The organism is Kineococcus gypseus (assembly GCF_050871305.1).
GTDB classification, from domain to species: Bacteria; Actinomycetota; Actinomycetes; order Actinomycetales; family Kineococcaceae; genus Kineococcus; species Kineococcus gypseus.
This window is the reverse complement of record NZ_JBJLRD010000031.1, coordinates 1-26088: the sequence shown is the minus strand read 5'-3', so window position 1 is coordinate 26088 and position 26088 is coordinate 1. Positions and strand designations below refer to the sequence as shown.

Sequence of the window (26088 nt, the reverse complement as noted above, 5' to 3'; positions counted from 1 at the left end):
CCACCCCGCTCGCGCCGCCCGGCGCGGCGACGCGCGAGGCCCCCGTCCCTGCCGGGACGGGGGCCTCGCGCGTCGCAGCTCCGGGCCGCGGGTCCGTCAGGTCGCCGGCCGGGCCGACTCGGCCGACTCGGCCAGCTCGGCCAGCAGGGCCGGGTGCAGGCCGGGGCCGGCGGCCAGCAGGCCCTCCCCGCCGGCCGGCCCGCCGTCGAAGCCGGTGACCAGCGCCCCGGCCTCGGCGGCCACCAGCGCGCCCGCGGCCAGGTCCCACGGCTTCAGGCCGCGCTCGTAGTAGGCGTCCAGGCGCCCGGCCGCCACCCAGCACAGGTCCAGCGCCGCGCTGCCGATGCGCCGTACGTCGCGCACCCGCGGCAGCAGCGCCGCCAGCACCGCGGCCTGCTCGGCGCGGCGCACCGGGTCGTAGCCGAAGCCGGTGGCCACCAGGGCGCGGTCCAGGGCGACGTCGCGGTGCGCGCGCAGGGCGCGCTCGCCCTCCGGCGAGCTCAGGCTCGCGCCGCGCCCGCGCGCGGCGCTGAAGACCTCCCCGGAGGTGGGGTCGTGCACGCACCCGGCCAGCGGCACCCAGGTGGCCGGGTCGGGGCGCCCGGCGCCCGCCACCGGGTCGAGCACGCACGCGACGCTGACGGCGTAGGCGCGCAGCCCGTACAGGTAGTTCACGGTGCCGTCCACGGGGTCGACGACCCACGTCAGCCCCGAGGTGCCCGGCCGGTGGCCGTGCTCCTCGCCCAGGACGCCGTCGTGCGGGCGCAGCTCGGCCAGCAGCTCCAGCAGGAGCTCCTCGGAGGCGGTGTCCATGGCGGTGACCACGTCGGTGGGCGTCGACTTCGTCGCCGCGACCTCCACCCGGTCCGGGCGGCCGGTGCGCACCAGCTCGCCGGCGGCGGCGGCCGCGCGCACCGCGACGCGGCGCAGCTCGTCCAGCTCCGCCTCCCCCGGCAACCCCTGCGGCCCCGGTGCCGCGGGGGGCGTCGCGCCGCTCACGCGGGTGCCGGGGCCCGGTAGTCCTCGCCCGTGGCCGCGGGCAGGTCCGCGCGCAGGTTGCGGCAGCACCCGACGGGGCAGAGGTTGTGCGAGGGGCCCAGCGCGCCGGTGGCCGGCTGCTCGGGGGCCTCACCGCGCGCCAGGGCGGCGCGCTCCTCGACGAGGTCGACCAAGCCCGCCACGAACGCGGCGTCGGCGCCGACGGTGGCGGCGCGGGCGAAGGGCAGCCCGATCTCCCCGGCGGTCTCGGCGGCCTCGGTGTCGAGGTCGAACTTGACCTCCATGTGGTCGCTGACGAAGCCGACCGGCGCGACCACGACACCGGGCACCCCCCGCTCGTGCAGGGCGCGCAGGTGGTCGTTGACGTCGGGCTCCAGCCACGGCTGGCTCGGCGGGCCCGAGCGCGAGCAGTAGGCGAGGTCCCAGGGCAGCTCGCGGCCCAGGGCGGCGCCGGCGCGGCGGGCGACCTCGGCGGCGACGTCGAGGTGCTGGCGCACGTAGGCGCCGCCGTCGCGGCCGGAGACGTCGTTCATCGCGTCGGGGATCGAGTGGGTCACGAAGACCACCCGCGCGCCGGCGCGGGCGTCCTCGGGCAGCTCGCCGACGGCGGCGGCCACCGCGCGCGCGTTCACCTCCGTGAAGGCGGGGTGGTTGAAGTAGTGGCGGATCTTGTCGAACTCGATGTCGCGGCCCTCGGCGGCCAGCGCCTGCGCGGCGCGGGCGAGGTCCTCGCGGTACTGCCGGCAGCTGGAGTACGAGGAGTAGGCGCTGGTGAACACCACGAGCACCCGGCGCGCGCCGGCCTCGTGCGCCTCGCGCAGCACGTCGGTGACGTACGGCTCCCAGTTGCGGTTGCCCCAGAGCAGCGGCAGGTCCGCCAGCCCGCGCGCGTCGAGCTCGGTGCGCAGCTGCGCGAGCAGCTCGCGGTTCTGGTCGTTGATGGGGCTCTTGCCGCCGAAGTGCAGGTAGTGCTCGGCGACGGCCTCGAGGCGTTCGCGCGGGATGCCCCGGCCGCGCGTGACGTTCTCCAGGAACGGCATGACGTCGTCGGGTCCCTCGGGGCCGCCGAAGGACAGCAGGAGCAGGGCGTCGTACGGACGTGCGGTCGATGTCGCAGCGCTCACGGGGTCATTGTCACCACCGCGCGCCGGGGCGCCCGCGCGGGGTGGGGCACCGTCCCCGCCGGGTGCGCGCACCGCCCTGACCCTCGGGCGGAGGTCGAGGGTGGGGGCGGCCCGCTCCCGGCGCCGGGTGAACGCGCGGGGGCGCAGGTGGCAGAGTGCACGCAGCGCTCGGCCCGCCCGGGAGCCGCGCCGGTCCGGCCCGTCCGGCCGCGCCGCCGCGAACGACACCGCTGGAGGACGCCCTCATGCAGGACCTGAGGCTCGTCGGGGTCCACGACGACGGTGAGCACGTCGTGCTGGTCGGCGCCGACGGAGCGCGTTACCGGCTGCGGGTGGACGAGGCCCTGCGGGCGGCGGTGCGCCGCGACCGCGCCCGGCTGGGGCAGCTGCAGATCCAGATGGAGTCCCAGCTGCGCCCGCGCGACATCCAGGCGCGCATCCGCGCCGGGGAGTCGGCCGAGGAGGTCGCCGAGTCCGGCGGGCTGCCGCTGGACCGGGTGCGCCGCTACGAGGGCCCCGTGCTGGCCGAGCGCGCGCACGTGGCGGGCCTGGCCCGGCGCACCGCCTACGGGCGCGCGGGGGGCACCGGCCCGCTGGAGGACCTCGTCGTCGCGCGCCTGAGCGCGCGCGCGGTGGACCCCGAGGGGGCGCGCTGGGACGCCTGGCGCCAGGAGGACGGCGACTGGACGGTGCAGCTGGAGTTCGTCGCCGGCGGGCGCGGGCGGGTGGCGCGCTGGTCCTTCGACCCGGCCTCGCGGGCGCTGACGGCCACCGACGACGAGGCGCGCTGGCTCAGCGAGGAGGAACCGCCCGACCCCGGCCCGCTGCCCTCGCGGCGGCTGGTGAGCGTGGCCGGCGAGGTGCGCCCGGGCGAGCGCGTGTACGACGTGGAGGCGGACGGCGGGGTGCGCTCGGCCGAGCGCGGCCGCGCCGCGCGCCCCGGCCCCGGCGAGGTGGCCCCCGGTCTGCTCGACGCCCTCGACGCCCAGCGCGGCGTGCGCGGGGAGCCCGCGCCGGCACCCGGGTCCGGTGAGGCGGCCCCGCGGGTGGACGCCCTGCTGGCCGACCCGCCGCCGGCGCACCCGGCCGCGTCCGCCCCGCACGAGCACGAGGACCGCACCGTCCTGCCGCCGCCGCGGGCCGCGGCGGAGCGCGCCGGCGACCCGGCCGACGGGCCCGGCGCGCAGGCGGCGCAGGGGGCGGAGGCGTCCGGCGGTCCCGCCGCGGAGGTGCCCGACGAGCCCACGGCCGAGGCGGACGTCGAGCCCGCCGCGGAGGCGGACGCCGAGCCCGCCGCCGAGGCGGACGTCGAGCCCGCCGCGGAGGGGGACGTCGAGGACACCGACGTGCCCGGCGGTGAGGCGGTGCGCGCTCCCGGGCCGGTCGTGGCCGAGGCGCCGGGCGTGCCGGCCGAGGACCTCGCCGGCTCCGTGGAGGACACGGCCCCCGGGACCGGCGGCGCGGGCAGCACCGGGGACGCGGGCACCGCCGACGACGCGGCGGACGCGGCGGACGCGGTCCCGGTCCCCGCGCCCGAGCGCCCGGCGCCCCGCCGGCGCAACCGGTCGGGACGGCGCTCCGGCGGGGGTGGCGGCACCGGCGGCGGGGGCGGCGGCGGTGCGGGCGGCAAGCGCGCCAGCGTCCCGAGCTGGGACGAGATCATGTTCGGCACCAAGAAGGACTGACCCCGCGCGCGGAGGGGCCCGTGCGGCGCACCGCACGGGCCCCTCCGTCGTCCGTCCTACCTCGGCCCCGCCTTCAGCCCTGCCTCGGGGCCGCCTCGGGTCCGCCTCGGGCCCGCCTCAGGCCGTGGTGGTGGCCGGACCGGGCTCGTGCCCGGTGGCGACCGAGCGGTCCACGACCACCTGCTCCGAGCGCAGCTCGGTGGAGACGGTCTGCTCGCCCTGCACCGTGCGGACGCCGATCCGCACGACCTCGACTGGCTCGGCGCGCACCGAGACCACCGGGACCTCCTCGTGCAGGACGATCACCAGCGGCTCGGCCGCCGCGGTGTCCCCCGCGGCCGGTGCGTCCGCGTCCCCGGCGTCCGCGTCGAGCGGCTCGCGCTCGACCACGAGCTGCTCGACGCGCACCGGCACCTGCACCGTGCGCACCTCCGAGACCACGCGCTTGCTGACCCGGACGCGCTCGCGCGCCACCCGCACGCGGTGGACGCGCAGTTCCTCTGCCGAGCGGACGACCTCGGCGTGCTCCCCGTTCAGGAGCGGTCGGTGCTGGTGCGGGTCTCCCGACCGGCGTCGAGGTCGATCTTCTCCTCGCGCACCTCGGCGGAGACGGTCTCCTCACCGGTGACGGTCTTGGTGCCCAGGCGCACCCGCTCCACCGGCACGGTCTCCTTCGCGGCCACCGCGCGCTCCTCGTGCAGGGTGACCTCGTGCTCCTCCTCGGTCAGGTCCCCGCCCGCCAGGGCCGCGCCGCGGTTGGCGTCGGTGATCGGCTCGCGCTCGACGACCAGCTCCTCGTGGCTGACGGGCACGCTGCGGGTGACGTGCTCGCTGACGATGTGCTTGCGCAGGCGCGCCCGGCCGGACACGCGGGACTCGGTGCCCACGTGCAGCTCCTCCTTCGAGCGCGTCATCGCGTCGTCGGTCTCGGGACCGGAGACGTCGTCGCCGCTGCTGAAGTCGGTGCCGGTGCGGCCGGTCGTGCCGGTGGTCCCGGTGGTGGCGGTGGTGGTGTCCGTGGTCCCGGTGGTGCCGCGCGAGGCCGCGAGGTCCGCGGTGCCGGTCGTCCCGGTGGTGGTGCCCTCGGTGACGGTGCCGCCGGAGGAGGCGATGCCGTAGTAGCGGTACAGGTCGTCCTCGTCGGACTCGCTCAGCTCGTGGCCGGGGTCGTGGTGCGGGGCGTCCTTGACCTTGGCCTTCTCGAACGGCACGGTCAGGCGGTCGCCGCTCACGGAGGCCTGCGCCAGCGGGATCAGGGAGACGTTCGAGCCGAACAGGCCGGTCTTGACCGAGACCCACTCCGGCTGGTTGCTGGCGTTGTCCAGGTAGACCTCGTCCACCTTGCCGATCTTGTCGCCGTCGTTGTCGTAGACGGTGGTGCCGTAGAGGTCGTCGACGGACTGGAGACCGGAGATCATGGTGGTGCCCTTCTGTTGGACGTCTCGGCTGGTGAGGCCGAATCGATTGCCACCAGCAGGGGTACCCCGCTCCCCGATCCCCAAACTCGCCCCTCGCACCCGGTCCCCGGACCCGGTCTCCGGACCCGTGGCCCGGTCGCCGGGACGCGCGCGCTCCGGCTGCGGGTCGCCGCCGGTCAGAGCACGGCGGTGAACAGCGGCACGAGGCGCTCGTCGTCGGTGAGGGCGCCGTGCTGGCCCACCAGGCGCAGCGTCTCCGGGCGCATGCGCGCGGAGTCCACGACGGCCACGGGCGCGGACATCACCGCCAGCACGTCCCCGATGCGCCCGCTGACGCGCTCCTCCACCGCCCCGAACCACCCGGCGGCCACCGCCTCGGCGCGGGTGAGCACCAGCGCGCTGCCGGCCAGGCGGCGCGCCCACACCGCCGCCACCGCCGCGGCGGCGCCGGGCTCGGTGTACAGCTGCACCGCGCGCGGCTCGCCGCCGACGTGGCGCACGCCCGCGCGCAGCTCCGGCTCGTGCGCCAGGTCCAGGCGCTGCGGGGCGGCCACGTCGACCATGCCGTGGTCGGCGGTGACCACCAGCAGGGTGCCGCGCGGCAGGCGGCGGGTGAGCTCGCCGACGGCGGCGTCCACGCGCGCCAGCTCCTCGCCCCACTGCCACGAGCCGACGCCCTCGCCGTGGCCGGTGCGGTCCAGGCGGCCCCAGTAGACGTAGGTCAGCCCGGCCCCGGTGGCGCGCACCGCCTGCACGGCGGCGTCCACGCGCGCCTCCAGGCGCTCGGGGGTGCCCACGAAGCGCCCCCCGCGCAGCGCCGCCTCGGTCAGGCCCGAGCCGTCGAAGTGCGGCGGCGCCACGCGGGTGACGGGCAGCCCAGCCGCGGCGACGGCCTGGAAGACGGTGGGGTGCGGCTGCCAGCGCCGGGGGTCCACCGGCCCGTCCCACTGCAGCTGGTTCAGCAGGGCGTCGCGCTCGGGGTCGAGGACCTCGTAGCCGACCAGGCCGTGCCCGCCCGGGGGCAGCCCGGTGCCCAGCAGGCCCATGCTCGTGGCGGTGGTGGTGGGGAAGCCGGCGGTCAGCACGCGGTGCCCGCCCTCGGAGCGCCAGCGCCGCAGCACCGGCGCGTGCCCGGAGCGCTCGCGCAGCGCGACCTCGCCCATGCCGTCCACCAGCAGCAGGCACACCCGCCGCGCGGCGGGCAGCGCCGGCGCCAGGCCGGCACCGGCGCCGCTGCCCCCGCCGCCCCCGGTGCCGGGCACGCCCAGCGCGCCGGCCAGCGCCGGCACCAGCTCCGCGAGGGTGTCGACGCCGTAGGCGGGCGCCGGCGGGGCCGGTGGGGCGGGCGTGGTGGTCACCGGCTCACCGGCAGGTGGCGGCGGACAGCGAGCGGGCGAAGTCCACGGCGGCGGCCACCGCGTCGGCGCCCTCGGCGGCGCCGGCCACGCGCACGGTGAGGTCGTCACCGCTGAGGGTGCCGGTGTAGCCGTGGTCGGCCTCGCAGTCGGGGTCGGGGCAGCCGGCCGGCTCCAGGTCCACGCGCTGCACCGCCCCCCAGCCCACGGTGAGGCTGACCTCGGCGGGCACCGCGCCGGGGCGGTGGTCGGCGGGGCGGGTGACGACCTGCGAGACGACCACGGAGGAGACGCGCTCCAGGGGCACGGACTCCGTCGAGCACACCGCGTACGGCTCCGGGGAGGTCTCGTCGGCGCCGTGGTCGTCGGCGTGGGTGACCAGCAGGCGGGTGGCGGTGGCGGCCAGGACGGTGACGTGCCGGCGCACCTCGCTGTCCTCGATGGTCGTCTCCTGGTGCACCAGGTGGGCGTCGACCTCCTCGCCGCCCAGGGCGGTCTGCAGGCCGTCGACCACCAGGGAGGGGTAGAAGCCGGCGCGCTCGACGTCGGAGAGCAGCTGCGGGGGCAGGGGCAGCGGGGTGGGCGCCCCCGCCGCGCCGCCGCCGCTCGTGCCGTGCCCGGACCGCCGGGGGTGGGTGCGCTCGCGCATCCCCCCATCCTCCCGCACGCCGCCCCCCGGCGCGGCACGGGCCACCCGGGCGGGCCTCAGCTGGGCAGGGTGCGCCGGTCCGGGTCGGCGCGACCCTGCGGCGGGGCCAGCGTCACCGAGGCGCCCAGCACGCGCGCGCCCCGCTCGGCCACCAGCACCGGCGACAGGCGCAGCTCGGCGACCTCCGGCAGCGCGTCGGCCAGCACCGCCACGCGCGCGACCACGTCCTCCAGGGCGTCGACGTCCATGACGGGCGAGCCGCGGTGCCCGAAGAGCTTCGGCGCGGCCTTGACCGAGCGCACCAGATCGGCCACGTCGACGTCGGTCAGGGGCGGGATGCGGTAGGCCACATCGCCCATGAGGTCGATGGGGTCGCCCTCGACGCCGAAGCTGACCACCGGCCCGAAGAGGGGGTCCTCGGTGCTGCGCACCAGGCAGGGCACGCCCAGGCCGGCCATGTGCTGCACGGCCAGGACGTCGGCGCGCTCGCCGAAGACCTGGCGCATGTCGGCCACCGCCTCGGCCAGCGCCACGGGGTTGGTGATGCCCAGGCGCACCCCGCGCAGGTCCTGGCGCCCGGCGAGGTCCTCCCCCACGGTCTTCAGCGCCACCGGCCAGCCCAGCCGCTCGGCGGCGGCCACGGCCTCCTCCACGCCGCGCACCTCGGCGCGCGCCAGCAGGTCCACGCCGCCGGCGGCCAGCAGCGCGGCGGTGTCCTCCGGGCCCAGCTCCACCCCGTCCGGGGAGGCGGCCAGCGCCCGCTCCACCAGGGCGCGCGCCGCGCGCAGGTCCACGCCCCGCGGCGCCAGCGGGTGCCCGCGGTCGCGCCGGCGCCACTGCGCGTAGCGCACGACGGCGGCCAGGGCGCGCACGGCGTCCTCGGGCGTGGGGTACGAGGGCACGACGGGGGCGTCGGCCGGCACGCCCTCGGTGGCGTCGGCCACGGCCGCCGAGAGCGAGCGGGTGCCCAGGAAGCAGGTGACGGTGGTCTTCGCCCCGGCCGCGGCGGTGCGCGCCACGGCGGCGGCCACCGCGGGGTCCGGCGCGGGCGTCGGCGGCACCCAGCTGGCGACGACGGCGTCGACCCCGGGGTCGGCGAAGGCGCTCTCCAGCGCCGCCGTGAACGCCTCCACGGGCGCGTACGGGGCCACCGCGCTCGGCCCGCGCACCACCTGCAGGCCCCAGCTGACGCACGCGTCGGCGGCCAGGGTGCCCAGCGCGTCGGAGTTGCCGACGATCGCCACGCGCGGGCCCTGCGGCAGCGGCTGGTGCACCGCGACCTGGGCCACGTCGAAGAGCTGGTGCACGTTCTCGACCCGGATGACGCCGGCCTGGCGCAGCATGCTGTCGACGGCCTCGAACGGCGCGCGCGAGGCGCGCACGGCGTGCCCGGGCGGCACCCCGAAGCCGGAGGCGCCGGACTTGACGACCACGACGGGCTTCTTGCGCGCCAGCGTGCGCGCGACCCGGCTGAACTTGCGCGGGTTGCCCACGCTCTCCAGGTACAGCCCGACCGCGGCGGTGCCCTCGTGGTCGAGCCAGAACTGCATGAGGTCGTTGCCCGAGACGTCGGCGCGGTTGCCGGCGGAGACGAAGGTGGACAGCCCCAGGCCCCGGCGCTGGGCGGAGGAGAGCACCGTGACGGCCAGCGCCCCGGACTGGCTGAAGAGGCCGAAGCGGCCCGCCGGCGGGGTGTCGGCGTACAGCGAGGCGTTCAGGCGCACCGCGGGGTCGGTGTTGACCACGCCGTAGGAGTTCGGCCCGACCACGCGCATGCCGTTGGCGCGGGCGATGCGCACCAGCTCGCGCTGGCGCTCCAGGCCCTCCGGGCCGGTCTCGGCGAAGCCGCTGGAGACGACGACGAGCCCGCGCACGCCCTGGGAGGCGCAGTCGGCGACGGTGGCCACCACGGCCGCGGCCGGCACCGCCACCACCGCCAGGTCCACCGGGCCGGGCAGGTCGCGCACCGAGCGCAGCACCGGCACCCCCAGCAGCAGCTCGCCCGGCTCGGCCTCGGCGTTGACGGCGTGCACCTCGCCGGTGAAGCCGCCGGTGACGACGTCGGCCAGCAGCCGGTGGCCCACCGAGCCGGGGGTGCGGCTGGCGCCGACCACCACGACCGAGGACGGCGAGAGCAGCGCCTGCACGCTGCGCGCCTCGGCGCGCTGCTCGCGGGCGCGCATGACGTCCACCGAGCGCTCGGTGGGGTCGATGGCGAAGGAGACGTCCAGGACGCCGTCGGAGTAGCCCTGGCGCACCTCGAAGCCGGCCTCGCGGAAGACGCCGATCATCTTGGCGTTCTGCGGCAGCACGTCGGCGGTGAAGCGGCGGATGCCGCGCTCGCGGGCGGCGGCGGCCAGGTGCTCCAGCAGCACCGAGCCCAGGCCGCGGCCCTGGTGGTCGTCGGAGATGTTGAAGGCCACCTCCGCCGAGCGCGGCGAGCCCTCGCGCGGCGGGGCGGCGTCGAAGCGGGCGATGCCGACGATGTCCTCGCCGACGGTGGCGACCAGGGCGACGCGGTCGACGTGGTCGACGTTGGTGAAGCGCTCCAGGTCGCGCGCGGACAGCCGCGGCATGGGGGCGAAGAAGCGCAGGTAGCGCGACTCCTCGGACTGGCGCGAGTGGAAGGCGGCCACCAGGTCGGCGTCGGAGGGGCGGATGGGGCGCACGTGCGCGGTGCCCCCATCGCGCAGGACGACGTCGGCCTCCCAGCGGGTCGGGTAGCCCACCGGCGGCAGCGGCACCATGCCCGCCACCCTAGTGGGGGGCAGCGCCCGCGCGGCGGGCGGGAAGGCGCACGCGGCGGGCGGGGCAGGATGGCGCGGTGGACTTCCCCGAGGTGCTGCGCCGGCGGCGCATGGTGCGCCGCTTCGAGGCCGGGCGCGACGTGGGCGCCGGGGCGCTGGAGCGGGTGCTGGCCGCGGCGCTGCGCGCGCCCTCGGCCGGCAACAGCCAGGGCCGCGACCTGCTGGTGCTGCGCGCGCAGCGGGACCGGGGCGCCTTCTGGGACCTGGCCACCGCCGGGCGCCCGGGCCCGGCGGACGCGTGGCTGAGCGGGATGCGCACCGCGCCGGTGCTGGTGCTGCTGCTGGCCGACCCCGGCGCGTACGCGGCGCGCTACGCCCTGCCGGACAAGCCCGGCCCGGACCGCGACGCGGCCTCGTGGGAGGTGCCGTGGCCGGAGGTGGACACCGGCATGAGCGGGCTGCTGCTGCTGCTGGCCGCGGTGGACGAGGGCCTGGGCGCGTGCCTGTTCGGGGTGCCCTCGGCGGCGCGCGCGGCGCTGCGCGCGCGCTTCGGCGTGCCCGCCGGGCACCGCTTCGTCGCGGCCGTGGCGCTGGGCCACCCCGCGCCGGGCGAGGGCTCGCGGCCCTCGCGCCGGCACCGGCGCACCCTGGCCGACAGCGCCCACGACGGCGCCTTCGGCGCGCCCTGGGGCGGCTAGGTCCGGAGGTGTCGGCCCCGGGCGGCAGGATGGGGGCCATGGCACGACGCACGTCCCCTCCCCCGCAGCCCGACGCCCCCGAGCGCATCGTCGACATCGACGTCGAGCAGGAGATGCAGGGGGCGTTCCTCGAGTACGCCTACTCGGTCATCTACTCGCGGGCCCTGCCGGACGCGCGCGACGGCCTGAAGCCGGTGCAGCGGCGGATCCTCTACATGATGCAGGACATGGGCCTGACGCCCGAGCGCGCGCACGTGAAGAGCGCGCGCGTGGTCGGCGAGGTCATGGGCAAGCTGCACCCGCACGGCGACGTCGCCATCTACGACGCGCTGGTGCGCCAGGCGCAGCCGTTCACGATGCGCCTGCCGCTGGTGGACGGGCACGGCAACTTCGGCTCCCTGGACGCCGGCCCGGCGGCGCAGCGCTACACCGAGGCGCGCCCGGCGCCGGCGGCGCTGCTGATGACGACGGGCCTGGACGAGGACGTCGTCGACTTCGTGCCCAACTACGACGACCGCCTGACCGAGCCGGCCGTGCTGCCGGCGGCGTTCCCCAACCTGCTCGTCAACGGCGCCAGCGGCATCGCCGTCGGGATGGCCACGAACATGCCCCCGCACAACCTCGGCGAGGTCGTCGCCGCCGCGCGCCACCTCATCGCGCACCCGGGGGCGGACCTGCCGGCCCTGATGCGCTTCGTGCCGGGCCCGGACTTCCCCACCGGCGGGCGCGTGGTGGGCCTGGAGGGCATCCGCGACGCCTACGCCTCCGGGCGCGGCACGTTCCGCACCCGCGCCACCGTGCGGGTGGAGAAGATCGGCCGGCGCCAGGGCCTGGTGGTCACCGAGCTGCCGCACGGGGTGGGTCCCGAGCGCCTGACGGAGAAGATCGCCGACAGCGTCAAGGCCAAGCGCCTGCAGGGCGTGGCCGACGTGGTGGACCTCTCCGACCGCACCCGCGGCCTGCACCTGGTCATCGAGGTCAAGAACGGCTTCGTGCCCGAGGCGGTGCTCGAGCAGCTGTACCGGCTGACGCCGATGGAGGAGACCTTCGGCATCAACAACGTCGCCCTGGTCGACGGCCAGCCGCGCACCCTGGGCCTGAAGGAGCTGCTGGAGGTCTTCGTCGCGCACCGCCTGGACGTGGTGCGCCGGCGCACCGCGCACCGGCTGCGGCGCCGGGAGGAGCGCCTGCACCTGGTCGACGGGCTGCTCACCGCGATCGTCGACATCGACGAGGTCATCGCCATCGTGCGCTCCTCCGACGACGCCGCCGCGGCGCGCACCCGCCTGACGCAGGCGTTCGACCTGTCCGAGACGCAGGCGTCGTACATCCTGGAGATGCAGCTGCGGCGGCTGACGCGCTTCTCGCGCATCGAGCTGGAGCGCGAGCAGGCCGAGCTGAACCGGCAGATCGAGGAGCTGCGCGGCATCCTCGCCGACGACTCGCGCCTGCGCCGGCTGGTCAGCGACGAGCTGGGCCGCGTGGCCGCCGAGCACGGCACCCCGCGCCGCACGGTGCTGCTGACCTCCAGCGGCCCGGCCACGGGCGCGGCGGTGCCGCTGGAGGTCGCCGACGACCCGTGCACGGTGCTGATGTCCTCCACGGGGCTGCTGGCGCGCACCGGCTCGGCCGAGCCGCTGGGCACCGAGGGGCGCCGGGTGCGCCACGACCTCGTCGTCTCCACCGCCCCGGCCACCGCGCACGGGCACGTGGGCATCGTCACCTCCGCCGGGCGGCTGGTGCGCCTGCCGGTGCTGGACCTGCCGGTGCTGCCGGAGACGAACGGGCGCCCCACCCTCTCCGGCGGGGTGGCGGTCAAGGAGTTCCTCACCCTCGGCAAGGGCGAGCGCGCGCTGGCGCTGGTGCCGCTGCCGGTGGCCGGCGTGGAGGACCCCGACGACCCCGGCTTCGCCCTGGCCACCGCCACCGGCGTCGTCAAGCGCCTGGTGCTCGAGCCGCTGGGCAACCGCGACGAGGTCGACGTCATCGCGCTCAAGGACGTCACCGCCCGCCGCAAGGACGAGGTCGTCGCCGCGGTGCAGCTGCGCACCGGCGAGGAGGACCTGGTCCTCATCACCTCCGACGCGCAGCTGCTGCGCTTCAGCGCCTCGCTGGTGCGCCCGCAGGGCCGCGGGGCGGCCGGGGTGGCCGGGGTGCGCCTGTCCGCGGGCGCGCAGGTGCTCTCGATGACGGCCGTGGACGCCGAGGACCCCGAGGCGGTGGTGGTCACCGTCGCGGGCGACTCCGGCGCCCTGCCGGGCACCCAGCTCGGCTCGGCGAAGGTCACGCCGCTGACGGAGTACCCCGCCAAGGGCCGCGCCACCGGCGGGGTGCGCTGCCACCGCTTCGCGCGCGGGGAGGACGTGCTGCTGCTGGCCTGGGCCGGGCACGGCCCGGCGGAGGCCGCCACGCCCACCGGCACGCCCGTGGCGCTGCCGGAGGTGCCCGGCCGGCGCGACGGCTCGGGCACGGCGCTGGACAAGCCCGCCGCCGCGATCGCGGGCCCGCCGCTGCCCTGAGCCGCCCGCCGGGCCGGACCCCGCCCGCGCCCGCGGCCGCGCCCGCCGGGAAAAGCCCGGTGGGCGGGGGCGGTGGCGGGCCAGGGTGGGCGGGTGCGCGCGCTGCTGGCCCTGCCCGGGTCCCCCGCCCCGCTGTCCCTGGCCGACGTCCCGGCGCCCGAGCCGGGGCCGGGTGAGGTGCTCGTCGCGGTGGCCGCCTCGGGGGTCAACCGGGTGGACGCCGCCACGGCGGCCGGGGAGTACCACCGCCTGGGCCTGGTGCGCCGGGACGGGCCGGTCGGGGTGGGCTGGGAGTTCGCCGGTGTCGTCGAGCGCCTCGGTCCGGGAGCCGGCGCCGGGCGCCCGGAGCTGCGCCCCGGCGCCCGCGTCGCCGGGCTCCACGACGGCTTCGACGTGCCCACGGGTGCGCACGCGGACGCGGTGGGCGTCCCGGCCGCCGCGGTGGCGCTCCTGCCGGAGGGGCTGGGTCTGACCGAGGCGGCGGCCGTGCCGCTGAACGCGCTGACGGCCGCGCAGGCCCTGGACCGCGCCGGCCCCCCGCGCGGGCGCCTGCTCGTCACGGGGGCGGCCGGGGCGGTGGGCGCCTGGGCGGTGCAGCTGGCCGCGAGCGCCGGCTGGGAGGTCACCGCGCTGGCCCGCAGCCGCGACGCCGCCGAGCTGAGGGCCCTGGGGGCGCACCGCACCGTCCAGGACGTGCCGCGCGGCGGGTGCGCGGCGGTGCTGGACGCCGCGGTGCTCGGCGCCGCGGCCCTGCGGGCCCTGCAGGACGGGGGCACCCTCGTCGGCGTGCGGCCCGGCGCCGAACCGGTCGCGCCGCCGGGGCGGTCGGTCGTCGCGGTCGCGGTGCGCGCCGACCCGGTGGGGCTGGCCCGGCTGCTGGGCTCGGTGCGCGCCGGGGCGCTGGACGTGCGGGTGCGGGCCCTCGCACCGCTGGCCGCCGCGGTCGCGGCGGTGGGTGCGGGCACGGGCCCGGGGACCCGGGGCCGCACGGTGCTGGTGGACTGACCCGGGCCCGGTGCCCCGGGCCGCCTCCCGCGCGCTCCCCGGGGGTGCGGACGGTCCCGGCACCTGCTCGGATGGCGCCGTGACCCGTCGGAGCGCGGCGGGCTGACGGGAGCGGGGCGGGCGTGGGCGCGGGACGGGACGGGGCGGGCAGCAGCAGGGGCAAGGGCCTGGGCGCGGTGGACCCCTGGGCGGTGCACGAGGGCGAGCTGGACGTCTCGGCGCTGGAGCGCACCGAGTCGCTGTTCACCCTGGCCGACGGGCGGGTCGGGGTGCGCGGCTCCCTGGACGAGGGCTCCCCGTGCGGCAGCCCCGGCACCTACCTCAGCGGGGCGTACGAGCTGTGGCCGATGACGTACCCCGAGTACAGCTACGGCTACCCGCAGGTGCAGGAGCGCCTCGTGGCGGTGCCCGACCCCACCCTGGTGGAGCTGTTCGTGGGCCCCGAGCGCTTCGACGTGCGCACCGGTGAGCTGCACGCCCACGAGCGCACCCTGGACCTGCGCGCCGGCACCCTGCGCCGGGAGGCGGAGTGGACCTCCCCCGACGGCGCGCGCGTGCGGGTGCGCTCGGAGCGGGTGGTGCCGCTGGAGCGCCCGGGGCTGCTGGCGGTGGACTACCGGGTGCGCGCCGTGGACGCCCCGCAGGAGGTGGAGGTGCGCTCGGCGGTGGTGTGCAGCGCGCAGCTGCACGAGCCGGTCACCGAGGCGCGCGCCCGCGGCGGGGTGGTGCGCCAGCGCACCGACGGCAGCGGCCTGGCGGTCGCGGCCGTGGCCGACCACGACGTCACCGGCCCGGCCGACACGCAGGTGCGCACCCACGCCACCGCCGACCGGGTCGTCACCGTGGCCCGCGCGCGCCTGGAGGCCGGGCAGGAGCTGCGGGTGGTGAAGGTGGTGGCGCTGGGCTGGGCGCCGCTGGTGGACCGCGAGGACCTGCTGGGCGCGCTGGGCACCGACCTGGCCGCGGGCCTGCGCGACGGCTACGAGCACCTGGCCGCGCAGCAGCGCGCCGTGCTGGACGACTTCTGGGAGCACGCCGACGTGCGCGTGGAGGGCGACGACGAGCTGCAGCAGGCGGTGCGCTTCGCGCTGTTCCACGTCCTGCAGGCCGCCGCGCAGGCCACCGACCGCGGCATCCCCGCCAAGGGCCTGACCGGCACCGGTTACGACGGGCACACCTTCTGGGACACCGAGGTGTTCGTCATGCCGATGCTCAACCACGTGTGGCCGCAGGCGGCCGCGGAGGCGCTGCGCTGGCGGCACTCGATGCTGCCGGCGGCCAGGCAGCGCGCCGCCGAGCTGGGCCTGGCGGGGGCGACGTTCCCGTGGCGCACCATCACGGGCCGGGAGAGCTCCGGGTACTGGCCGGCGGGCACCGCGGCGGTGCACCTGAACGCCGACATCGCCGACGCCGCGGTGCGGCACGTGCACGCCACCGGCGACGAGGACGTCGCGCGCGAGCTGGTCACCGACCTCGTGGTGGAGACGGCGCGCACCTGGGTGGTGCTGGGCCGCGAGGACGAGGAGGGCCGCTTCCACGTCGACGGCGTCACCGGCCCGGACGAGTACAGCGCGCTGGTGGACGACAACGCGTACACGAACCTCATGGCGCAGGCGAACCTGCGCGCCGCCGTGGACCTGGCCGGGCGCTTCCCCGAGCGCGCCGCCGCCCTGGGCGTGGACGACGAGGAGGTGGCGACCTGGGTGCGCCTGGCCGACGCGGTGCACGTGCCGCGCGACCCGCGCACCGGGATGCCCGCCCAGGACGAGGGTTCCACCCGGCGCAAGCGCTGGGACTTCGACGCCACCTCCCCCGAGCAGTACCCGCTGGCCGACCACTTCCCCTACTTCAGCCTGTACCGGCGCCAGGTCGCCAAGCAGGTGGACCTGGTGCTGGCGCTGCACCTGCGCCCGGAGGCGTTCACCCGGGAGGAGAAGCGCGCCGCCTTCGAGTACTACGAGGCGCTGACGGTGCGCGACTCCTCGCTGTCGGCCTCGGTGCAGGCCGTCGTGGCCGCCGAGGTCGGCCACCTGGGCCTGGCGGCGGACTACGCGCACGAGGCGGCGTTCGTGGACCTGCACGACCTGCGCGGCAAGACCCCCGACGGGCTGCACATCGCCTCCCTGGCCGGCGCGTGGCAGGCGCTGGTGGCCGGCTACGGCGGCATGCGCGACGCCGACGGGGTGCTGGTCTTCGCGCCGCGCCTGCCCGAGGGCCTGCGCGGGCTGTGCTTCCGCACCCGCCACCGCGGCAGCTGCCTGGAGGTGGACGTGCGCGCCGACGGCTCCGCGCAGCACGCTACGTACACCGTCGTCAGCGGCGCGGCGGTCACCAGCAGCCACCACGGCGAGCGCTTCACCGTCGAGCCGGGCGCCCCGCTGAGCTTCGACGTGCCGGCCCTGGAGCCGCTGCCGCGCCCCTCGCAGCCGGCCGGGCGCGACCCGCGCGAGGTGCGCGCGCGGGCGCGCTGAACGGGCCCGCGCGGGCACCCGCACGGGCACCGGCACGGGTGCTCGTGTGAACTCCGTGTTGCGCCGCGGCGGCGCGCCCGGCGCGGGGTGGCCGCGCGGCGCGCACAGGAGTAGGCCTGCTCGTCATGGTCGAGACCCCCGCCCAGCGCTCCCCCGCCGTGCCCGGCCCGGAGCCGACGACGCCCGACCGCACCTACCTGGACTCGCTGCTGACCGGCGTCGAGCGCGCCGCGGCCACCGCGGCGCCGCTGGCCAGCGCGCACACCGGTGCCCCGGCCCGCGTGCTGGACGCGGCCGAGGCCGCGGTGGACGCGCTGCGCGAGCCGCTGCTGGCGCTGAGCCACCACCTGCACGCGCACCCGGAGGAGTCGTTCGCCGAGCACGGCTCGGTGCGCGCGCTGGCCGACCTGCTGGCCGCGCACGACGTGCGGGCGCAGGTGGGCGCGCACGGGCTGGAGACCGCGCTGCGCGCCTCGGTGACCTCGGGCGAGGGGCCCACCGTGGCGGTGCTGGCCGAGTACGACGCCCTGCCGGGCATCGGGCACGGCTGCGGGCACAACGTCATCTGCGCCTCGGCGGCGGGGGCGTTCCTGGCGCTGGCGGCGGCGCTGCGCTCGGGGGCCGTGGGCGGCACGGCGCTGCTGCTGGGCATGCCCGCGGAGGAGGGCGGCGGCGGCAAGGAGACGATGGCGCGCGCCGGCGCGTTCGACGGCGTCGACGCGGTGGTCATGCTGCACCCGTTCACCTACGACGTGGCGGTGCAGCCGTTCCTGGGCCGGCGGCAGGTGCGCGCGACGTACCGCGGGATCGCCGCGCACGCCTCGGCGCAGCCGTTCGCCGGCCGCAACGCCCTGGACGCGGTCGTCGCCGGGTACCAGGGCATCGCGATGCTGCGCCAGCACATCAGCCCCGCGGACCGCGTGCACGGCGTCGTGCTGGAGGGCGGGCAGCGCCCCAACGTGGTGCCCGAGCGCGCCGTGGCGGAGTACTACGTGCGCTCGGCGCTGCCGCAGACGCTGGCGGACCTGTGCGCGCGGGTGGAGGCGGTGCTCGTGGCCGCGGCGGCGATGACCGGGTGCGGCTACGAGCTGGACTGGGACCGGCAGCCGGCGTACCTGCCGATCCGGGCGAACCTGGAGATGGCCGCGCGCTGGACGCGCCACCAGCAGCGGCGCGGGCGCACGGCGCTGCCGCCGGGGGTGGTGCCCGAGACGCTGTCGGGCTCCACCGACCTGGGCAACGTCAGCGTGCGGGTGCCCTCGATCCACCCGATGCTCGCCGTGGCGGGGCCGGGCACCTCGCTGCACACCGCGGAGTTCGCCGCCGCCGCCGGGTCCGCCGGCGGCGACGCGGGCGTGCTGGACGGCGCGGTGGGCCTGGCGCTGACGGCGCTGGACCTGCTGGCCGACGCCGACCTGCTCGCCGCGGTGCGCGCGGAGTTCGAGGCGGCCGGCGGTGCGATGGACGTCGAGGGGTTCCTGTCGTGAGCCGCGAGGAGCGCACCGGCCGGGGCGCCGGGGCCGGGCCGCGCCCGGCGGCCACGCGCACCGACCGCCTGCTCGGCGGCGTCGAGCGCGTGGGCAACCGCATCCCCGAGCCGTTCGTGCTGTTCGTGGGGCTGTTCACCGTGCTGGCCGTGGTCAGCACGGCGATGGCGGCGGCCGGGGTCACCGTGCAGGTGCCCGGCTCGGGCGAGACGAACCCGGTGCGCGGGTTCTTCACCGCCGAGGGGGTGCAGTGGTTCACCACGACCCTGGTGGACAACTTCGTCTCGTTCCCGCCGCTGGGCACCGTGGTGGTCATCCTGCTGGCGGTGGGCCTGGCCCAGCGCAGCGGGCTGATGTCGACCCTGGTGAAGGTGGTCTTCGCCGGCGCCCCGCGCTGGCTGCTGCCCTACGCGGTCTCGTTCATCGGCGTCGTCGGCAGCGTCATGGCCGACTCGGTGATGCTCGTCATCCCGCCGCTGGCCGCGATGGTGTTCGGGGCCGCCGGCCGCCACCCCGTGGCGGGGCTGCTGGGCGCGTTCGCCGCCGCCGGCGCCGGGTACTCCACCTCCATCGCCGTCACCAGCCTGGACGCCCTCTTCGCCGGCATCACCTCCTCGGTGGCCGAGACCCTGCCCGACGCGGGAACTCCCGTGACGCCGGTGTCGAACTGGTACTACAACATCGCCAGCTCGCTGCTGCTGACGCTGGTGTGCGGGCTGCTCATCACCCGGGTGCTGGAGCCGATGCTCACGCGCACCGGGGTGCCCACCGAGCAGCGCGAGGACGCCGAGGGCGTCGGCGCCGTGGAGGACGTCGACGACCTGAGCGTGTCGGGCACCGAGCGCCGCGCGCTGGCCCTGGCGGGCCTGGCGGCGTTGCTGACCGCACTCGCGCTCGTGGTGCTGGCCGTGGTGCCCGGCTCGCCGATGCGCAACGCCTCCGGCGGCTACCTGCCGGAGTCCCCCCTGCTGGACGCCACGGTGTTCTTCGTGGTGTGCGTGCTCACCGTGCCGGCGCTGGTGTTCGGCCGGCGCACCGGCTCGCTGCGCCGGGTGGAGCAGGTGCCGGCCGCGATGGGCGAGGCCGTGCGGGACATGGCGCCGTTCATCGTGCTGGCGTTCGTGCTCGGGCAGTTCGTGGCGCTGTTCACCTGGACGCGGGTGGGCACCTGGATGGCGGTGGCCGGCGCGAGCGGGCTGGAGTCGCTGAACCTCACCGGCTTCGAGGCGGTGATCGGGTTCGTGCTGCTGGCCACGGTGCTGAACCTGTTCATCACCTCCGGCTCGTCGATGTGGACCATCATGGGCGCGGTGTTCGTGCCGCTGTTCGCGCTGCTGGGCTACGAGCCGGCGTTCACCCAGGCGGCGTTCCGCGCGGGCGACTCCGCCACGCAGATCCTCACCCCGCTGAACCCGTACGTCGTGGTGGTGCTGGCCATGCTGCGCCGCTACGAGCCGCGGGCGGGGCTGGGCACGCTGATCTCCCGCTTCCTGCCCTTCACCGTGTGCTTCTGGATCGCGTGGACGGCGCTGCTGACGGTGTGGTTCGTCCTGGACCTGCCGCTGGGGCCGGGGCAGTACTCCCGGCTGTGAACCCCGGGGCGTGGACCCCCGGCCGTGAACCCCCGGCCGTGACGCGCGCGGGCCGCTACGGTCGGGCCGTGCCCGGTGCCGCGTGGTCCCCGCCCGTCCCGCTCCTCACGCCGCGGCTGGTGCTGCGCGCGCACCGCCCCGGCGACCTGGACGACCTGGCCGCCTTCCACGGCGACGAGGAGGTCACCCGCTTCACGCCCTGGCCGGTGCGCACGCGCGAGCAGACCGCGGAGTTCCTCGCCCGGCGCACCGGGCAGGTGCGCGCGGCGGCGCCCGGCGAGGCCGTCGTCCTGGCGGTGCAGGAGCGCGCCGGCGGCACGGTCGTCGGGGAGGTGCTGCTGCTGCGCGAGCCCGACGACGCCGCGCTGCTGGGGTACGCGCTGCGCCGCGACCGCTGGGGGCTCGGGCTGGCCACCGAGGCCGCCGGGGCGCTGCTGGAGGCGGGGTTCTCCTCGTGGGGCGTTCGGCGGGCCGCGGCGCTGGTCGTGCCGGCCAACACCGCCTCGATCGCCGTGCTGCGCCGGCTGGGCTTCGCGCCCGCCGGCGCGCACGGGGACCTGGCGAGGTTCGAGCTCGGCGCGGACGGCTGGCGCGCCCGCCACCCCGGCGCCGCCGGGGCGCCGGGCGCGGCCGGGCCGTGAGCTCAGCCCACCGGGGCGGGCACCGGCTGGGCGCTCGCGCCCGCCGGCACCGGGGCGGTCAGCTCGTCGGGGGCGCGGCGGGTGCGGCCGGCGTCGGTGACGACCGCCAGCCCCTCCCGGGCCCAGTACTCGAAACCGCCGATCAGCTCGCGCACCCGGGTGTACCCCAGCGAGGCCAGCACCAGGGCGGCCTTCGTGCTGCCGTTGCAGCCCGGCCCCCAGCAGTAGACGACGACCTCGGTGTCGAGGTCCGGGACCAGCTCGCGCGCGCGCTGCGCCAGCTCGTCGGCCGGCGCGTGGACCGCGCCGGGGATGCGGCCCTGGTCCCACCCGGCGCGCGCGCGCACGTCCAGCACCAGCGGCGCCGCACTGGCGGCGCGGGCGGCGGCCAGGTCGGAGGGGTCGGTCTGGTGCGCCAGCTTGGCGGCGAAGAAGTCCACGGCGGAGATCGAGGTCTGCACGCCGACCATCGAACCGGCCGGCGGCGCCGGTCACCAGGGGCGTCCCGCGGCGCTGCAGCCCGCGCGCCGTGGATCCGCTGGTGCTCGCACTCCCACGCCGTCGATCCCACGCCCCGGAGCGTCGAGCGCGCAGGCCGCGGCGCCGCTCACCCCGCGGTCGAGGGCCAGCGCACCGTCAGGAGCGTCGTCTCCTCGCTCTCGGAGGAGCGCCAGGTGTGCTGCTCGCCGGGGAACCAGAGCACGTAGTCGCCGGGGCGCTGCAGGACGACCGCGCCCTCGCGGAAGGCCAGGCGCTGGCTGCCGGAGACCAGGACGCACAGCGAGGTGTGCGGTTCCGGCGCGGTCCACTCGTCGTCGCGCGAGCCCGGCGCCAGCCGCGCCCACTTCACCTCCACGTCGCGGCTGGTCAGGGCGGGCACGCGCCCGGCCATGAAGTGCCCGAGGAACCAGCCCCCGTCGTCGGCGCCGTCGAGGTCCGCGTTGCCCGCGTGCCAGCTCACGCCGCGGATCGTCCCCCGCCGCCCGTACAGGGGCAACCGGTGCCGGCGGGCGTCACGGCAGCCGCGCCGGCGGCCGTCAGGGCAGCCGGGCCGGGGGCCCGGTCGTCAGCCACCGCACGAAGGCGTCGAACCAGGCGTCCGAGGGCGTGCCCTGGCGGCGCACGCCGAAGCCGTGCCCGCCCCCGGCGTAGGCGTGCACCTCGATCGGCGCGCCGGCCGCCCGCCAGGCCTCGTGCAGCCGCCGGCAGGAGCCGACGATCGTCTCGCCGAGCTCGTCGTCCTCGGCCCAGGCCAGGAACATCGGCGGAGCCGGGGAAGGCACCTGCACCTCGTCCCACCACGCCGGGTAGACCGGGGCCACGAACGCGGGCCGCTCCCCCGGCGCGCCGTCCAGCGCGGTCACCAGGGACACGAAGGCGCCGGCGGAGAAGCCGAGCACGCCCACCCGGCCGGGGTCCACGCCCCACTCGGCGGCGCGATCGCGCACGAGGCGCAGCGCGGCGGCGCCGTCCTCCAGGGCCGGTGCGCGCCGCTGCCGGGAGACCTCGGCCATGCGCTCGCGGCTGGCGGTCACCTCCCGGACGCGGGCGGAGAACCCCGCCTCGTCGAGCGGGGCCGGCGCGAGCCGGTACTCCAGGACGAAGGCCGCGACGCCGCGCCGGGCGAGCCGCTCGGCCACGTGCACGCCCTCGTTGTCGATCGCGAGCACGTGCAGGGCGCCGCCGGGGGCGATCACGACCCCGGTCCCCGTCGCCGCGCCCGGGGCGGGCAGGTACGGCGTCAGGACGGGGACGGTGACGCCGCGCACCATCCGCTCACCGTCCGGGTGGTCGGGGTCGGCGAAGACGATCGAGGTGTCCTCGCCGTCGCCGGCGCCGAGGCGCACGCGGGGCAGGTGCCGCACGTGGGACCCGGCCGGGTCGAGCGCGGGGGCGGTGCCGGTCACGGGGGTCCTCCCGGGGGGGTGGGGGCGGGTGCGCGGGGGGCTCAGCCCTTGAAGGCGCCATCCATGATCCCCGAGACCATCTGCCGCCCGAAGAACGCGAAGAGGACGAGCAGCGGGACGGTGACCAGGAAGGAGCCGGCCATCGCCAGGCCGAGGTCGACGGAGATGTTGCTCTGCAGGGCCTTGATGGCGATCTGCGCGGTGTACATGTCGGGGGACTTCAGGACGATGAACGGCCACAGGAAGTCGTTCCAGGCGTTGACGAACCCGAGCAGGCCCAGCACCGCGGCCGCCGGCCGGACGACGGGGAACGCGATGCGCAGGAAGATCTGCCAGGAGTTGCACCCGTCCATGCGCGCCGCCTGCAGCAGCTCGTCGCTGATGGTGGCGCTGATGTGCTGGCGCATCCAGAAGATGCCGAACGCGCTCACCAGGCCGGGCACGACGATCGCCTGCAGGGTGTCCACCCACCCCAGCTGCGAGATGATCATGTACTGCGGGATGACGGCCAGCTGCGCCGGCACGGTCATGGTCAGCACCAGGACCAGGAACAGCACGTCCCGGCCGGGGAAGACCATCTTCGCGAAGGCGAAGCCGGCCAGCGAGCACAGGAACGCCTGCCCCACCGCGATCAGGGCCGCGACGATGAAGCTGTTGACCAGCGAGCGCACGAACGGCACGGTCTCGAAGACCAGCCTCAGCAGGTCGAGGAAGTTGCCGCCGGGCACCACGCGCGGCGGCAGCTGGGTGGCCGCCTCCGAGCCGACGGAGGCCACGACGAACATCCAGTAGACGGGGAAGATGCACGCGGCCGCGGCCAGCGCGAGCAGCACGTAGGTGTACCAGCGCACCCGGGCGATGGCTCGCGGACGCCGGGAGCGCGGGGTTCGCCGGTTCAGCTCCCCGCGCAGGGCGGGTCCGGTGGTGGTGGCCATGTCAGTCCCTCTTCCCCAGCCGGCTCGAGAGCAGGAAGTTGATGAACGCCACGACCACGATGATCGCGAACAGCGCGACACCGATGGCCGAGCCGTAGCCGAACTTGAACGACCCGAAGCCCTGGTCGAAGAGGAACAGCGACAGGGTCTGGCACTGGCGCGCGGTCCCGCAGGTGAGGGTGCCGTTGGACAGCAGCAGCGGCTCGGTGAAGATCTGCAGGCCGCCGATGGTGGACATGATGACGGTGAAGACGATCACCGGGCGCAGGGCCGGCAGGGTGATGTGGACGAACTGCTTGACCGCGCCGGCCCCGTCCATGGCCGCGGCCTCGTACAGGTCGCGCGGCACGGCCTGCAGCGACGCCAGGTACAGCAGCGTGTTGTAGCCGAACCAGCGCCAGATGACCATGGCGGAGATGAGCACGTGGCTGCCGAGCGGGGTCGACATGAAGTCGATGTGCTCGAAGCCGAGCAGCTCGAGGAACCAGTTCAGCAGGCCGTAGTCGCGGTTGAAGAGCTGGGCGAAGACGATCGCCGTCGCCGCCACCGAGGTGATGTAGGGCAGCAGCATCGCCATGCGGAAGAAGTTGGCGAAGCGCAGGAAGGCGCTGTTGAGCACCTGCGCGAGGATCAGCGCGATGATCAGCTGGGGGACGGTGGAGATGATCCAGATGCTGAAGGTGTTGCGCAGCGCGTTCCAAAAGCGCGGGTCCTCGGAGAGCAGGCGGAAGTTCTCCAGCCCCACGAACGTCTTCTCGCCGATGGGGTTCCAGTCGAACAGCGCCACGTAGAACGTGAAGAGCAGCGGGAACAGGCCGAAGACGAGGAACAGCACGTAGAAGGGGGCCACGTACCCGTAGGGCGCCAGCCGCTCCCAGCGCTTCTCCACCGGCCGCGTGGCCGTGGCCGGTTCGACGCCCCGCAGGGTGCCGGGAGTCAGGGTGGCGCTCATCAGGCGCCGATCGCGGTCTCGATGTTGCTCGTGGCGGTGTCCCACGCGGCGTCGGCCGGGGCGCCGTCGCCCTCGACGCCGTTGAGGGCGTTGAGCAGCTCGGTGCTGATCTCGGTGTTGTACTCGCCGTTGACGAAGGGCTTCAGGCCCAGCACCGCCTGGGTGAAGATCTTGCCCGTGGGGGCGTCGCTGAAGAACGGGTCGGTGTGGTTGACCAGCTCGGGCTTGTCGTAGTTGACCGGGGTGGTGGGCAGTGAGCCGGACTCGATGAAGTGCCGCAGCTGCTGCTCGGGGGACTGCATCGTCGAGGCGTACTCCCACGCCGCCTGCGGGTTGGCCGCGCGGGCCGGGATGGCCAGGTAGCTGCCGCCCCAGTTGCCGCGGCCGCCGGGGATGACGGCGATGTCCCACTTGCCCTCGGTGTCCGGCGCCGCGGAGCGGATCGAGCCGAGCATCCACGACGGCGCGGCGACGGCGGCGAACGCCCCCTTGGCCATGCCGGCGTTCCAGCCGTCGGTGAAGCTCTCCAGCTTCGCGGTGATCCCGGCGGCGATGGCCTGCAGGCCGAGGTCGAACGACTGCCGCACGATCGGGTTGGTGGCGTAGACCACCTCGCCGTCGGCGGAGTAGTACTGCTCCTCCCCCTGGGAGACGGCCTGCAGGAACACGGTGGTGGCGGCGTTGTCGATGAACGCGTTCCCGGTGGCCTCGGTGTAGCGCTGGCCGGTGGCGATGAACTCCTCCCACGTGGGCCACAGCGCGCTGACCTCGTCGCGGTTCGTGGGCAGCCCGGCGGCGGCCATGAGGTCGGTGCGGTAGGCGATGCCCATGCCGCCGACGTCGGTGGGGATGCCGATGAGCTCACCGGAGGGGGCGGTGGCCTGCGCCATGACCCAGTCCACGTAGTCGCCCGCGATGTCGGCACCGCCCAGCGTGGTGAGGTCGGTGAAGTTGCCGGGGTTCTTCATGAACTTCGGCAGGTCGCCGGCCTGGATGAGCACCAAGTCGGGCACCTTGCCGCCGGCCAGCGCGGTGGTCAGCCCCTGTGCGGTCTCCTGCGCGTTGCCGACCTCGGTGAGCTTGACCGTGACGTCCGGTGCGATCTCCTTGTACGCCTCGACGGAGTCCTTCTGGTTGATGCCGGTGAACGACCAGAACTCGAAGGTGTTCGGGTCGCTGGTGCCGGACGAGCCGCCCGAGCAGGCGGAGGCGGTCAGCGCGGCACCACCGGCGAGCGCGGAGAGCGCCAGGACGCGCCGGCGGGACAGCGCGGCGGTGCGGAGCGACGAGTACGGCGAGGACGTGGTGTTCACGGTGGTCCACTCCTTCGGGGATTCGTGACGGAGCGCCGTCCGGCGCTCGGTGCGGGGTCTGGGGGTGCGGGACGCGGGTCCGGTGGAGCGGCGGCCCACCGGTTCAGCCGGCGGCGAAGCCGACGGTGGCGAAGCTGTGGGCGGGCAGGGTCACGTGCAGGGTGCCGTCCTGCAGGCGCACCGAGTCGAGCGGGCGCGGGGCGACGGGGGTGTCGGTGGCGGTGTTGTGCGCGCCGATCGCGCCGGCGGTGAGCAGGCGCGCGCTCAGGTCCTGCACGGTGGCACCACGGACGTCGATGCGCACGTCCAGGGGTTCCTCGGCGTCGAGGTTGGTCAGCGAGATCAGCACCCGCCCGTCCTTGGTCGAGGCCGACGCCGAGAACGTCACCAGCTCCTTGCCCTGCACCTTCCGCACCGGGGCGGCCCCGCGCAGCGCCAGCGCCAGCACCTCCGCGTCGTGGTGACCCTTGTTCATCTCGAACACGTGGTAGCTCGGGGTCAGCACCAGCGCCTGCCCATCGGTCAGCAGCATCGCCTGCAGCACGTTGACCGTCTGCGCGATGTTCGCCATCACCAGCCGGTCCGCGTGCG

The 26088-nt window shown here is 76.5% G+C and carries 22 protein-coding genes; 8 read left to right on the top strand and 14 right to left on the bottom strand.

Translation table 11 applies throughout. The features are described from left to right. Positions 1-96 precede the first annotated feature (96 nt). Positions 97-999 (bottom strand): inositol monophosphatase family protein, encoded by a 903-nt coding sequence (locus ACRYMN_RS12965; RefSeq protein ID WP_432495689.1) that lies wholly within the window; start codon positions 997-999, stop codon positions 97-99. Beyond that, positions 996-2123 carry a ferrochelatase gene (locus ACRYMN_RS12960; RefSeq protein ID WP_432495687.1) on the bottom strand — a complete coding sequence of 376 codons (1128 nt, stop codon included), beginning with the start codon at positions 2121-2123 and terminating at the stop codon, positions 996-998. Before ACRYMN_RS12960 ends, ACRYMN_RS12965 begins: the two co-directional genes overlap by 4 nt. A 245-nt stretch (positions 2124-2368) precedes the next feature. Here ACRYMN_RS12960 and sepH point away from each other — a divergent pair, with 245 nt between their 5' ends. Next, complete coding sequence (gene sepH, locus ACRYMN_RS12955; protein WP_432495684.1) at positions 2369-3808, top strand: septation protein SepH; 1440 nt, start codon at positions 2369-2371, stop codon at positions 3806-3808. Positions 3809-3925: 117 nt separating this feature from the next. On the opposite strand, the gene ACRYMN_RS12950 is transcribed toward sepH, so the two are convergent. From ACRYMN_RS12950 to ACRYMN_RS12930, 5 genes are all read right to left on the bottom strand, one after another. Next, positions 3926-4345 carry a DUF2382 domain-containing protein gene (locus tag ACRYMN_RS12950; RefSeq protein ID WP_432495739.1) on the bottom strand — a complete coding sequence of 140 codons (420 nt, stop codon included), beginning with the start codon at positions 4343-4345 and terminating at the stop codon, positions 3926-3928. Then, the gene (locus ACRYMN_RS12945; protein ID WP_432495682.1) at positions 4342-5226 is read right to left on the bottom strand and encodes a DUF2382 domain-containing protein; all 885 of its coding nucleotides are present in this window, start codon (positions 5224-5226) and stop codon (positions 4342-4344) included. Before ACRYMN_RS12945 ends, ACRYMN_RS12950 begins: the two co-directional genes overlap by 4 nt. Positions 5227-5402: 176 nt before the next feature. Continuing rightward, positions 5403-6584, bottom strand: coding sequence for an alkaline phosphatase family protein (locus ACRYMN_RS12940; RefSeq protein WP_432495679.1), 1182 nt, complete (start codon positions 6582-6584; stop codon positions 5403-5405). Between the two features lie 4 nt (positions 6585-6588). Then, positions 6589-7230 carry a DUF5998 family protein gene (locus ACRYMN_RS12935; protein ID WP_432495676.1) on the bottom strand — a complete coding sequence of 214 codons (642 nt, stop codon included), beginning with the start codon at positions 7228-7230 and terminating at the stop codon, positions 6589-6591. 56 nt (positions 7231-7286) lie between these two features. After that, positions 7287-9977, bottom strand: coding sequence for a bifunctional acetate--CoA ligase family protein/GNAT family N-acetyltransferase (locus tag ACRYMN_RS12930; protein WP_432495674.1), 2691 nt, complete (start codon positions 9975-9977; stop codon positions 7287-7289). A gap of 77 nt (positions 9978-10054) precedes the next feature. On the opposite strand from ACRYMN_RS12930, the gene ACRYMN_RS12925 reads away from it, so the two are divergent. The 7 genes from ACRYMN_RS12925 to ACRYMN_RS12895 all read left to right on the top strand — a co-directional run bounded on the left by ACRYMN_RS12925 (position 10055) and on the right by ACRYMN_RS12895 (position 20390). After that, the gene (locus ACRYMN_RS12925; protein ID WP_432495671.1) at positions 10055-10675 is read left to right on the top strand and encodes a nitroreductase family protein; all 621 of its coding nucleotides are present in this window, start codon (positions 10055-10057) and stop codon (positions 10673-10675) included. Between the two features lie 38 nt (positions 10676-10713). Continuing rightward, entirely contained in the window at positions 10714-13194 is a 2481-nt protein-coding gene (locus ACRYMN_RS12920) for a DNA gyrase/topoisomerase IV subunit A (protein WP_432495669.1), read from the top strand. Between the two features lie 93 nt (positions 13195-13287). Beyond that, positions 13288-14199: an alcohol dehydrogenase catalytic domain-containing protein gene (locus ACRYMN_RS12915; RefSeq protein WP_432495666.1), complete on the top strand. Its 912-nt coding sequence runs from the start codon at positions 13288-13290 to the stop codon at positions 14197-14199. Between the two features lie 122 nt (positions 14200-14321). After that, positions 14322-16670: a glycoside hydrolase family 65 protein gene (locus tag ACRYMN_RS12910; RefSeq protein WP_432495664.1), complete on the top strand. Its 2349-nt coding sequence runs from the start codon at positions 14322-14324 to the stop codon at positions 16668-16670. Between the two features lie 125 nt (positions 16671-16795). Continuing rightward, on the top strand, positions 16796-18157 hold the full coding sequence (locus ACRYMN_RS12905) for an amidohydrolase (RefSeq protein ID WP_432495662.1): 1362 nt from the start codon (positions 16796-16798) through the stop codon (positions 18155-18157). After that, entirely contained in the window at positions 18154-19749 is a 1596-nt protein-coding gene (locus ACRYMN_RS12900; RefSeq protein ID WP_432495660.1) for an AbgT family transporter, read from the top strand. The genes ACRYMN_RS12905 and ACRYMN_RS12900 overlap by 4 nt, the downstream gene beginning before the upstream one ends. 68 nt (positions 19750-19817) lie before the next feature. Beyond that, entirely contained in the window at positions 19818-20390 is a 573-nt protein-coding gene (locus ACRYMN_RS12895; RefSeq protein WP_432495657.1) for a GNAT family N-acetyltransferase, read from the top strand. 2 nt (positions 20391-20392) lie between these two features. Here ACRYMN_RS12895 and ACRYMN_RS12890 read toward each other — a convergent pair whose 3' ends face one another. From ACRYMN_RS12890 to ACRYMN_RS12860, 7 genes are all read right to left on the bottom strand, one after another. Then, on the bottom strand, positions 20393-20860 hold the full coding sequence (locus ACRYMN_RS12890; protein ID WP_432495654.1) for a rhodanese-like domain-containing protein: 468 nt from the start codon (positions 20858-20860) through the stop codon (positions 20393-20395). Between the two features lie 137 nt (positions 20861-20997). Then, entirely contained in the window at positions 20998-21351 is a 354-nt protein-coding gene (locus tag ACRYMN_RS12885) for a signal peptidase I (RefSeq protein WP_432495651.1), read from the bottom strand. Between the two features lie 76 nt (positions 21352-21427). Continuing rightward, a complete protein-coding gene (locus tag ACRYMN_RS12880; RefSeq protein WP_432495649.1) occupies positions 21428-22297 on the bottom strand; it encodes an alpha/beta hydrolase in 870 nt (289 codons plus the stop codon). 41 nt (positions 22298-22338) lie between these two features. Continuing rightward, a complete protein-coding gene (locus tag ACRYMN_RS12875) occupies positions 22339-23232 on the bottom strand; it encodes a carbohydrate ABC transporter permease (protein WP_432495646.1) in 894 nt (297 codons plus the stop codon). 1 nt (position 23233) lies between these two features. Continuing rightward, on the bottom strand, positions 23234-24184 hold the full coding sequence (locus ACRYMN_RS12870) for a carbohydrate ABC transporter permease (RefSeq protein ID WP_432495644.1): 951 nt from the start codon (positions 24182-24184) through the stop codon (positions 23234-23236). After that, positions 24184-25497 (bottom strand): ABC transporter substrate-binding protein, encoded by a 1314-nt coding sequence (locus tag ACRYMN_RS12865; RefSeq protein ID WP_432495642.1) that lies wholly within the window; start codon positions 25495-25497, stop codon positions 24184-24186. The genes ACRYMN_RS12870 and ACRYMN_RS12865 overlap by 1 nt, the downstream gene beginning before the upstream one ends. Positions 25498-25600: 103 nt before the next feature. Continuing rightward, positions 25601-26088, bottom strand: a 488-nt coding sequence (locus tag ACRYMN_RS12860; protein WP_432495639.1) for an alpha-L-arabinofuranosidase C-terminal domain-containing protein, incomplete at its 5' end; no start/stop codon positions are given.

Coding starts and splice junctions, on each gene's coding strand:
- sepH (WP_432495684.1), top strand. CDS start 2,369: ATGCAGGACCTGAGGCTCGTCGGGGTCCACGACGACGGTGAGCACGTC.
- ACRYMN_RS12945 (WP_432495682.1), bottom strand. CDS start 5,226: ATGATCTCCGGTCTCCAGTCCGTCGACGACCTCTACGGCACCACCGTC.
- ACRYMN_RS12935 (WP_432495676.1), bottom strand. CDS start 7,230: ATGCGCGAGCGCACCCACCCCCGGCGGTCCGGGCACGGCACGAGCGGC.
- ACRYMN_RS12930 (WP_432495674.1), bottom strand. CDS start 9,977: ATGGTGCCGCTGCCGCCGGTGGGCTACCCGACCCGCTGGGAGGCCGAC.
- ACRYMN_RS12920 (WP_432495669.1), top strand. CDS start 10,714: ATGGCACGACGCACGTCCCCTCCCCCGCAGCCCGACGCCCCCGAGCGC.
- ACRYMN_RS12905 (WP_432495662.1), top strand. CDS start 16,796: ATGGTCGAGACCCCCGCCCAGCGCTCCCCCGCCGTGCCCGGCCCGGAG.
- ACRYMN_RS12890 (WP_432495654.1), bottom strand. CDS start 20,860: ATGGTCGGCGTGCAGACCTCGATCTCCGCCGTGGACTTCTTCGCCGCC.
- ACRYMN_RS12875 (WP_432495646.1), bottom strand. CDS start 23,232: ATGGCCACCACCACCGGACCCGCCCTGCGCGGGGAGCTGAACCGGCGA.
- ACRYMN_RS12870 (WP_432495644.1), bottom strand. CDS start 24,184: ATGAGCGCCACCCTGACTCCCGGCACCCTGCGGGGCGTCGAACCGGCC.